Origin of the sequence: Methylobacterium trifolii, assembly GCF_022179685.1 — a bacterium.
Taxonomy (GTDB): domain Bacteria; phylum Pseudomonadota; class Alphaproteobacteria; order Rhizobiales; family Beijerinckiaceae; genus Methylobacterium; species Methylobacterium trifolii.
This window is the reverse complement of the sequence record NZ_BPRB01000162.1, coordinates 1-9,316: the sequence shown is the minus strand read 5'-3', so window position 1 is coordinate 9,316 and position 9,316 is coordinate 1. Positions and strand designations below refer to the sequence as shown.

General features: G+C 62.1%; 11 protein-coding genes. 6 read left to right on the top strand and 5 right to left on the bottom strand.

Features of this window, described 5'->3' with window-relative positions:
- Window positions 1-787, bottom strand: a 787-nt coding sequence (locus COGEMETH_RS14625; protein WP_306421749.1) for a helix-turn-helix domain-containing protein, incomplete at its 3' end; no start/stop codon positions are given.
- Window positions 788-1,133: 346 nt separating this feature from the next.
- Here COGEMETH_RS14625 and COGEMETH_RS14620 point away from each other — a divergent pair.
- Entirely contained in the window at window positions 1,134-1,463 is a 330-nt protein-coding gene (locus COGEMETH_RS14620; RefSeq protein ID WP_238183364.1) for an HU family DNA-binding protein, read from the top strand.
- 193 nt (window positions 1,464-1,656) lie between these two features.
- Here the strand turns inward: COGEMETH_RS14620 and COGEMETH_RS14615 are convergent, their stop codons facing one another.
- Together COGEMETH_RS14615 and COGEMETH_RS14610 are read right to left on the bottom strand one after the other, a co-directional pair.
- Entirely contained in the window at window positions 1,657-2,505 is an 849-nt protein-coding gene (locus COGEMETH_RS14615) for a calcium-binding protein (protein WP_238183363.1), read from the bottom strand.
- A gap of 230 nt (window positions 2,506-2,735) precedes the next feature.
- The gene (locus COGEMETH_RS14610; RefSeq protein WP_238183362.1) at window positions 2,736-3,245 is read right to left on the bottom strand and encodes a MarR family winged helix-turn-helix transcriptional regulator; all 510 of its coding nucleotides are present in this window, start codon (window positions 3,243-3,245) and stop codon (window positions 2,736-2,738) included.
- 104 nt (window positions 3,246-3,349) lie between these two features.
- Between COGEMETH_RS14610 and COGEMETH_RS14605 the strand changes: the two genes are divergently transcribed.
- The 3 genes from COGEMETH_RS14605 (at window position 3,350) to COGEMETH_RS14595 (ending at window position 7,127) form a co-directional block, all read left to right on the top strand.
- Window positions 3,350-3,862 carry a DUF417 family protein gene (locus tag COGEMETH_RS14605; RefSeq protein ID WP_238183361.1) on the top strand — a complete coding sequence of 171 codons (513 nt, stop codon included), beginning with the start codon at window positions 3,350-3,352 and terminating at the stop codon, window positions 3,860-3,862.
- 191 nt (window positions 3,863-4,053) lie between these two features.
- Window positions 4,054-4,383: a hypothetical protein gene (locus tag COGEMETH_RS14600; RefSeq protein WP_238183360.1), complete on the top strand. Its 330-nt coding sequence runs from the start codon at window positions 4,054-4,056 to the stop codon at window positions 4,381-4,383.
- Between the two features lie 734 nt (window positions 4,384-5,117).
- On the top strand, window positions 5,118-7,127 hold the full coding sequence (locus COGEMETH_RS14595; RefSeq protein WP_238183359.1) for an autotransporter outer membrane beta-barrel domain-containing protein: 2,010 nt from the start codon (window positions 5,118-5,120) through the stop codon (window positions 7,125-7,127).
- A 177-nt stretch (window positions 7,128-7,304) separates the two neighbouring features.
- Here the strand turns inward: COGEMETH_RS14595 and COGEMETH_RS14590 are convergent, their stop codons facing one another.
- Together COGEMETH_RS14590 and COGEMETH_RS14585 are read right to left on the bottom strand one after the other, a co-directional pair.
- Entirely contained in the window at window positions 7,305-7,637 is a 333-nt protein-coding gene (locus COGEMETH_RS14590) for a DUF6894 family protein (protein ID WP_238183358.1), read from the bottom strand.
- Between the two features lie 183 nt (window positions 7,638-7,820).
- Window positions 7,821-8,099: a hypothetical protein gene (locus tag COGEMETH_RS14585; protein WP_238183357.1), complete on the bottom strand. Its 279-nt coding sequence runs from the start codon at window positions 8,097-8,099 to the stop codon at window positions 7,821-7,823.
- Between the two features lie 97 nt (window positions 8,100-8,196).
- On the opposite strand from COGEMETH_RS14585, the gene COGEMETH_RS14580 reads away from it, so the two are divergent.
- Together COGEMETH_RS14580 and COGEMETH_RS14575 are read left to right on the top strand one after the other, a co-directional pair.
- A complete protein-coding gene (locus tag COGEMETH_RS14580) occupies window positions 8,197-8,403 on the top strand; it encodes a hypothetical protein (RefSeq protein WP_238183356.1) in 207 nt (68 codons plus the stop codon).
- A gap of 134 nt (window positions 8,404-8,537) precedes the next feature.
- Window positions 8,538-9,077 (top strand): Ros/MucR family transcriptional regulator, encoded by a 540-nt coding sequence (locus COGEMETH_RS14575; protein WP_238183355.1) that lies wholly within the window; start codon window positions 8,538-8,540, stop codon window positions 9,075-9,077.
- The last annotated feature ends 239 nt before the right edge of the window (window positions 9,078-9,316 follow it).

Genomic DNA, 9,316 nt, shown 5'->3' with positions numbered 1-9,316 from the left:
GGGCCTGGGTAATTACGCTCATCGGTCGAGGTCGCCCGCCGCTTGTCGGCAGCCCTTTTTGCGGTTTCGTTTTCCCCGAATCCGCCAGGGTTAGAACCTTAGTAGGCGTGCCCTTCGGCGAATTGCACCCTCCCCCCTTTGCCAGGGAGGGGTAGGCGCTCGCCCCAGGCGGGGAGCCCGTCACACGCCGCGCCAGCCGCATCCACGCAACCCACTCCGGCGATACGATCCGCACCACGTTCGTGTCGTTGCGGAAGCCGGTGATACGGCGCTCCTCGACCGTCACCAGCCCGTGCTTGCAGGCCTCGCGGATGGCGTTGCGGACGGTGGTCTCGGCCACGCCCACGATCGCCGCGAGGTGCCCGACCGCCAGCCGGCAGTCGCCCCGCCTCGTCGTCTCGGCTGCCACGAGGGCGAGGACCCCCTGCTCCGCGAGGGTGAAGCGTGCGGCGATGGCCGGAGGAAGCCTACCGGAAGCTGCCCAACGGCGGCGGCGCTCCATCGAGGCATCCGTGCGCGGCCGGGAGCCAACGGGCTTCCTGGGGCCTCCTGCGCGATCTTGATAGGTGGTTGAGTTGGCAGTGAATGTCGCTTCGTTCGCACTTTGTGCGCGCCGCGGTCCATTTTTGGATAGTTGCCGCGCATCGATGAGCGCCGACAGGGCCTCAGCCTCGGCCTCGGACACGTTCCCGTCTGAGTAGGCTCGCCATAGCAGCGCCGTCACGGCCGGCAACGCGGCGCGCGGGGCCGCCTCCGCCTGTCGGCGGATCTCCTCGGCATAGGTCATCGTTCACGGTCCCTCACGGGCCGCGGCTAGGGTCCAGGCAAAGCCTCCCTGTTGACGGAAACAGGTTCCGTCTTGACTCCCGAGGGAATCATGTGGCTTGTGGGGAGCAACGACGCGGCCCCACTTGGCCCCAGGTTTTCAGCAGCCTCTTCCTTGCCGGGAAGGGGCTGTTGGCTTTTCAGGGTCTATCTCGCGGCGCTGATCTCTCCTGATGCCGGCTCACGACTCGCCATAGGGCGCGGCGCTGCCGGACACGGCATGTCGGCCGGGGCGCACCGTTAAGTCAACGTTGACGGGCCTACGCTAGGCTTGCGCGAGAGCCCGACCTGCGGCCCTCTCAGCGCCCATGATCCGATCCGAACTCGTCGCCCGCATCGCGGCGCAGAACCCGCACCTCACCACCAAGGCGTGCGAAGCTGTCGTCAATACGATCCTGAACTGCATCGGAGCGGCGCTGGCAGCCGGCGATCGGGTCGAGCTTCGAGGCTTCTGCTCGTTCTCGGTCAGGCGGCGCGATGCACGGGCGGGTCGTAATCCACGCTCCGGCGTAGCCGTCCAGGTCGCTGCCAGAAACTTCGTGCAGTTTAACCCAGGCAAGGAGATGCGGGAGCGCCTGCATCCTAAGGGAAACGGAACGTCCAGCAAGAGCGAGGCGCGGATACCGCCAGCATCCTGATAGGCTGCCCCGCCGCCGGGCAAATCACCGAACGGCGGGGCGTGTCGTGTCCACACGCCGTGCGGCAGGCCATCATCGGACGGCTGTTCACCAAGCTCGTCCCGCCCATCTTGTGCCCCCGCGGCCGACGGCGTTTGAGGCTGCCTTTTGATATCAAAGTGCCCAGGTAATCGTAGGACGAGCTATGCCATTTTTAGCCTGAACTTGGCACGTAGTCGTAGACCGAGGTCTCCGGGGGCTCGGATGGCGCCAGAAAGTGGCTGCTCGAACCATTGGGCAAGGTACCGGTGACGACGAAGTGGCTAGGCTCACCACGCGGTAGGGTACCGCTGACGACGAAGTGACTGCTCGCGCCATTGATTAAGGTGCCGGTGACGACGAAGTGGCTGCTCTCGCCGTTTGGGAGTGTGTCGGCGTAGAAGTAGTCGCCGCGGAAGTCGCTCGTCGCGCGCTGGACATTGTCGAAGAGTAGAAACTCGACATCCGCGCGGATCAGGTCCGTGTTGCCATTTGTCGTATTGATCACGACGAGATCGCCTGAGCCATCGTACGCCGCCACGACCCTGTACCCGCCTTCGCCGAGATTGCCCCGGAAGCCGGCGGTGTCGCTGCCATCCCCGCCCGAGATCACGTCACTGCCGAAATCGCCCCAGAGGAGATCGTTACCGCCTTCGCCATTGAGCGCGTCGTCGCCTTGTCCGCCAAACAGGGTGTCAGCGCCGTCGCCGCCCACGAGATAGTCGCGGCCCCTATTGCCAAAGAACACGTCGTTGCCCGCACTCCCCCAAATCACGTCGAAGCCCTGACCGCCGAAGAGCGTGTCATTGCCAAGCCCGCCCACCAGGGTGTCGTTGTTCTGGTTGCCGAGGAGAATGTCGTCGCCGTTACCACCGAAAACGAGATCGTTGCCCTCGTTACCGAAGACCGTGTCGTTGCCGCCAAGCGCGCGGATGCCGTCATTCCCGGTGTAGGCAAGGATGAGGTCAGCTTGTTCCGAACCGATGATTAGGTTCGCCCCGCCGTTACCCGTATAGCTGCCCATCGTCCGCTTCCTTATCAAATTTCGGCGGGCCATCACGGCCGAGACGCAGTATTACTATGATGGAAAAGAACCGTAAAACAAGACACTACGTAGCGGCGGCCTGCGAAACGCAATTCTCACAGTGGTCCAAGGCTTGCCGAACGGCCAAGGCCACATCGCATTAAGCAGGGCGAAAAGCCTTGGCCCCTCCAGCACAGGCCGTCAGGAGCATGTTGAGGCGCGCACTATCCTCAAACGCCAACGACCGCCTCCCGTTCGCGCTCGTCTAACTCCTGATCGACAGGGCATTCGGTACAGGCCTCGTATGCGCATAGTCGGCAGACTGTGTAGGCATGATCGAGGTCGACAACGAACCTGCGCAGTACCTTCTCGGCCAGATCACCAAAGGTCTGACGCTCACGTGCGGTTAATGCTGCCAAGGCTCGTGTGATCGCGGTGTCTCTGGCGGAAATTACGGCTTGGCAGGTCGCCTCGCCGGCAGGGGTCAGGCGAAGGGCCACCGCACGCCGATCCAACGGTGAAGGCTCTCGAACAACCTGACCATTATCGACAAGCCGGTCGACGAGCCGCACGGCGCCTGGATGTGACAGCCTGAGCGAACGACGCAGCCGCTCGATAGGCATTCCCGGATCATGTCCGAGCAGCGCGAGAGCAGCGGCTGCGGGCCCAGGTTCCGGAGCCTGTGCCTGCGCTTCGTGCAGCATCGCATCGGTCAGAGCCAGGGCCAGTGCACCGACCACGTTATCGCTTCGAGCATCCATCCGGCAAATTATATGCGCGGCGCATGGACTTCAAGCGTTCTCTAATTTATATGCTTCGCGCATACATCGACCGGAGCATAGAGATGCAGCCCCCTTTCCAATCCACGTCCCGTTTCACCCAGGTCGCGCAGAACCCAGCGGCAACATTGACCACCGCGGGTCGGACGATCGCGCTTACCGGCGTTGTCCTGCCGCTCTTCATGATCGGAATTCTCAAGTTCACGCAGATCGAGGTCGAGGCGCTGAAGCCCCTCATCAGCGGCACGCCATGGCTGGCCTGGCTGTACCCTGTCTTCGGTGAGGCTGGGGCTTCCTACCTTCTCGGTACGGTCGAGATCATCACCGCCCTCCTCTTCGTCGCTTCGCCCATGTCGGCCCGCGCTGGCGTGGTGGCTGGCGCAATCGGGACGATGACTTTCGCCGTGACAAGCTCGACCATGCTTGCCCTACCGATATGGGAGGAGCCCTCAGGCGGCTTCCCCTGGCTGAACGCCACCGGCTCGTTTCTCATCAAGGACGTGGCCCTGCTCGGCATCAGCCTCGTCGTGCTCGGCGAGAGCTTCGGTCGACTCCCATCTCGGCACAGCCGGCCGTGAGCGCCTTGAGGCTCAGCTAACCCACCTCGTCCATGATGCCCTCAAGCCGGGATGAAGCAAAGCTGCATGGCCTCAGGCATCCCTTTGACGAGGAGACGGCGGTAAAGGGGCTTTTAGGGGTCGCGTTTCGGCGGGGCCTCGCAAGGAGGCCGCCCCCTAGGCCGCCTGTCGCGGCTGTGATTGATGGGGCGATGCCGCCGACAGCCACGGCCGCCTTGGCGATGCTGTTGAGCCATGTGGCGGTGAGCTTGGTGCGCTCGTTGTGGACGAGACTCCTTGACCGCATGGAAAGCGACACCGAGCGGCAGGACGGTAGGGACGCGGAGCTGTCCCTGGCCGCTCCCGAGAACCATCACAGCGCACAAATCACATGGCTGCGCGGGAATGAACAGAAACGCGAGGCCGACGTGCCTGAGACGCCGGTCCCCGGTGCTGTCCCGTGGCCGTTCCCGTGGACAGGCGCAAGCAACGTCATCTCGGCGGCTGGGACAGCGCTCCTCGACAGAATAGCGGAGCGGTGAGGTCGCCGAGACAGCGAATTGACCTCAGTGGAACAGCGGTAGGCCAGCGCCGATCAGGCACACGCCGCAGATGATCAGGCCACCGCCTACTGCCTCTAACGAGGCCTGTCGCATGGATCGAGTTAGGTGGTTTTGAACGTGATAGTGCCAGCAGGACGCGGCGGGCATATTGGTGCTGACAGTTCAACGGCGATTATGCCGAATATCCCAAGGGTGCTGGCGACCCCAACTGTGCAAGCAAGTACAGCTTCCGCCGCGCTGGCAGTCCAAATTAGTATTGATCGACCAGCACCATTTTAAATTTTACATATCGACGCTTACAGGCGCGCACGAACAGCTATGCACCATTAATCAAATGGTAACCATATTGAATGACTGTGCTGCAAAGACAGTCAATATGAAACGTAGCCGTCTCGAACCAATGGGCAGTACCGCCAGTCTGATTCTTAGCAAATAACTGTGTTACTTGAAAATCACAGCTATGAAGATTGACGACACAGGTCAAAACCCTCTCTTGCTGTAGATTAGATCAATAGCTTATGCCTTGATAGACTGCCTTCACCTACCTCAATGTCTAATTTTTTGGTCGGATTATGCTTTCACAATCTTCTATCAGAGCAGGCGCGGCATCAAGCGAAAGCTATAAAAGGCTTTCGAAAACGATACCCGAATTTACCTTGATTACGTGCCTGAAAGCCGGGACATCTCTTACGCATCCTACCGCTGGTAGAGCTTTGCGGACGCGTCTGCCGGGTTTCGTAGCAGCACTTCTCGCCATTCTGCCAGCTGCGGCCTATGCAGATTGCACCGGCACCGCGAGCCGGAACGACGTTGGTGGCAGCCCGCTCCTTCTGGGTGTGAACGCGAGCCGCATCAGTGGCATCGGCGTCGCCACCGAGGCGCTCACGACGGCACTCATCACGAACACCACCGCTTTCCAGTCGCAGACCTCGGCGTTAATCGGTGCTCCGGGGAATCCGTCCCCTCTCCAAGAAGGAGGGGGTATCTGGACGCGCGGAATTGGCGGCACCTTTGATACGCGCACCAATGGCAGCATCGCCGTAGGTTCCGATCGGGCGGGCAATCCGCCTCAGCTCAATGGTTGCAACACTCGCACCTTCTCGAACTATTCGGGCCTCCAACTCGGAACCGACATCTCGCGCCTCAACATTGATGGTGCGAACATCCATCTTGGTGTCACAGCCGGTTATTCTGAGCTGTCGTTGCGTAGCCCGACTAACAACGGTGTTCTCACGGCCGACCTACAGATCCCCTTCGTGGGTTTCTACGGTGCAGTGACGAAGGGGGGCTTTTACCTCGACGGACAAGTGCGCTGGGACTTTTTCCAGGGGCGGCTGGCAAACGCCAACGAAGGGGTATTCGGTCAGCGCCTAGACGCTGGCAGCCTCAGCCTGATCGGCAACACCGGCTACCAGGTCCAGCTAGGCAACGGCTGGTTCGTGGAGCCCTCGGTCGGCGGCGTCTACTCGGAAGCCAAGCTCGATCCGTTCACGGGCACCGGCAACCGCTATTTCCAGACATATGACCGGCGTCAGACCCCGGCGGCGGCGGCTCAAACCAGCAACATTGAGAGCATTCTCGGCCGCGCTAGCGTGCGGGTTGGAACCACGGTAGCCCTTGATGGCCTCGTGCTGCAGCCCTTCGTGACTGCGAGTGTCTTCCACGAATTTGCGGGTGCCGTGCGCACTAGCATCGTCACACTGAATGGCGGCGCTTTAGGCGACCCGAACCCACGCGGCCTCGACACCACCGCTCAGCTCACTTCCGGTCGGGTTGGGACCTACGGGCAATTCGCCCTCGGCATCGCCGGCCAAGTGGCGCCGGGCTGGATTGGCTATGTCCGCGGTGATTACCGCACCGGCGACCACGTAGAAGGTTGGGGCCTCAGCGGTGGCCTGCGCTATCAATTCGCGCCCGAGGCTGTAGCCGCCCGCGCTCTGATCTCGAAGGATCAGGCCCCAACACCGGTTGCCATCGCCGAACCCGTGCGCTGGACGGGTTTCTCGGTCGGCGTGGCAGTTGGGGGAAATTGGGGCCAGACCCGGCAGAGCTTCCCAGTCGCGGGCAACCCAGTGCTCAACCCACCTACAGTCAACCCTTCGCAGACGCCAGCCTTCACAGTCGATCCGCTCTCCTTCTCAGGGGCGCGGGTGGCTCAGCCCCATGTCGCTGGGATCTTAGCCGGCGGAGGCATCGGAGCCGACTACCAGTTCGGCAGCATCGTGGTCGGCCTGGCAGGTGACGTGGATTGGACGAACGGACGCGGCGGCCGCAGCTGCCCGAATGCAATCTATTACACCTGCGAGTCGGAGCTTGATCTCCTCGTGCTCGGCACTGCCCGTGTTGGCTATGCGACAGGCCGCAGCCTGTTCTACGTCAAGGGCGGCGGGGCCTTCGGGGAAATCACCGAGCGGTTCCGGGACAATTCGGGCGGGCAGCCACTGTTCAGCTACCGCACTGTGCCGTCGAGTACCGCCCGTTCTTCCTCGACAGGTTGGACCCTAGGTGCCGGCGTCGAGTTTGCCCTGGGCCGCAACTGGTCGGCTAAAGCCGAATACATGCATTACGAGCTCGAAGCCAAACGGGTCGCCCTTCAGCCTGCAGGCTACGTGGCAAACGCACAGCACACCGGCGACCTCGTGAAGATTGGTTTGAACTATCGCTTCTCCGTAGCTTCATCAGCTCCGGTTGAACCAGCACGTGCCGTGATCGCAAAATATTGAGTACTACCGCAGTTCGTCCGCGTTGGACGGGGGATCGTCTCGCATCCGGAGATCATGGCACGAAAAACCCGCGCGGCACGAGGCCGGCGGGCTGAGGCGGTTTAGCGGGCTCCGAGGATCGGAGGCCATGCCCCATCACACGCTCGACAGGTCACGGCGGCTTGGCTTCCCGTGTGATCAGCGAGGGCCGGGAGGGCTGCTTAACCCCGCCAAGTGCGGGTCGCGATGAAGCGCTGCCTTCTCATCATCGGCTTCATCGTCATCTTCCTCGGGCACGGTCGCGCTGAACGGGATCGTCAGGAGCAGCTTGCAGTCCGTATCCTCGATCTCGAAGGAGCAGGTGAACCAGTCGCGCACGATGTCCGAGCGGGCCCGGGCTATCAGGTCACGAGCGTTGTGCAGTGCCAGCTCACGCGCCGCATCGAGGTCGGGCAACTCGTCTCCTTCCGGATCGACCGCAAGCTTGTCCGGGCCGCGGCCATAGCGCAGGTTGAAGAAGTACCGCGGCACGCTCAGGCTCCCTCGATCAGGCGCGCACCGTGATCCTGCTGGCCCGGCCGGGCCGGCGGTGAACGCCCCGCTTTTTCTTCTAGGATCAGGAGCGCTGGGCCCACGAGCCTCAGGCGAGGCAGGGGCGAGTAAGAATGAGGCCGACTTCGATGCGGCTATAAAGCGGATCGCGAGGCCGAAGCCTCAGTCAGCCTGATCCTGCGCGATGGCTCGCAGGCAGTCCAAAGCGGCGTTGCGCCCCTGCTCGCTTTTGATCGCCAGCAACAGGCTGAGCAGTTCCGCCGCGCCGGACACTCCGTCCTTGGCGTTCGAGTTTAGGAACTCGGTGACCGGCACGCCGACCGCTGCGCTCACACGCTTGAGAACTTCATCGGATCGGGAAGCCACCTCGAGCTCGGGGATCGCGCCAAGAGGCATGTCCATAGCGGTTTCCAGGATGCGCAAATTGTGGGCAGAGATCATCCAAAAATTGTAATCGAGAAAAGTTCAACCTGTGGGTGAACCTTCAATGTTTCACTTAAGTTATCGCTGTGTCCTATCGCTCATATAGGTTGGACCTGTGACAGAAACCTCCGATCTTGAAGCCGTTGCCGAAGCCTGCCTAAGCGCGAACGAGGTGGTGTCAGAGCATGGCACGCCCGAAATGCAGGCGCTGATGCGGACGCTGCTGTTCATGGTGGGGCGTGAGATCGCCGCTCAAAGCTCGCAGGCGGATGTCCTTGAGCCCGAGGAAGTTGAGAAGCGACTTAGGGTCGTCCGTCGATAAACGGCGATACGGGCTCAATCAGCTTGTTTATGCGAACCGTACAATCGCTTCACTTGTCGACATGCCCCCCTATCAGCCTTGACGATTCACGCGATTTGGATTGTTCGTTAGTCCCCAACTTCGAGGAGACTAAATTGGACGACGCCACATCAGTCGAGCAGACAGACCACATCGAACTCGCCGTCGATATCGTCTCAGCCTACGTCTCGAATAATCCGGTACCGTCGACGGAACTGGCTTTGCTGATCAGGGCCGTGCACGCGTCCCTGTCCAATCTTGAGGCAGCCACAGCCAATGAGGAGCCCGCTGTCGAGAAGCCCACGGCAGCGCAGATCCGCAAGTCGATCACGCCGGAGCACCTCGTCAGCTTCGAGGACGGCAAGACCTACAAGACCTTGCGGCGGCACCTGACCAAGCTGGGTCTCTCGCCCGAGGCCTACCGGACGAAGTGGGGCCTGCCGGTGGACTACCCGCTGACCTCGCCGAACTACTCCGCCCAGCGCTCCGAACTGGCCCGCACCCTCGGCCTGGGGCAGCAGCGCAAAATGGGCGCCACGAAAGCCGCTGTGACGGCTGAGAGCGTGTCGGAGGCGCCGAAGAAGTCGGGACGTCCTCGTAAAGCTCCTGCGGCACGCGACCAGGAGACGGCATCGACCGCTGAGGCAGCCGAGTGAGCGCAGATCGCACGGGTGGCAAAGACCCGATGATGGTCTAGTCCTGTACGGTCGGGTGCTCTCCCCGGCCGTCCGCGCTCCGCCCGATCCTCGCCGAAGAAAATGTCTCCGAGGCTTCGGTGTTGGATCGGCGGGCGCGGATTGCAAGGTCGCAGTCTGAGACCTCAGACGATGCCGCTGGCCTCGTATGGCCACGGCAGGCCGAGATGTGCGGCGAAGGTCGCCGCACATCTCGGCCT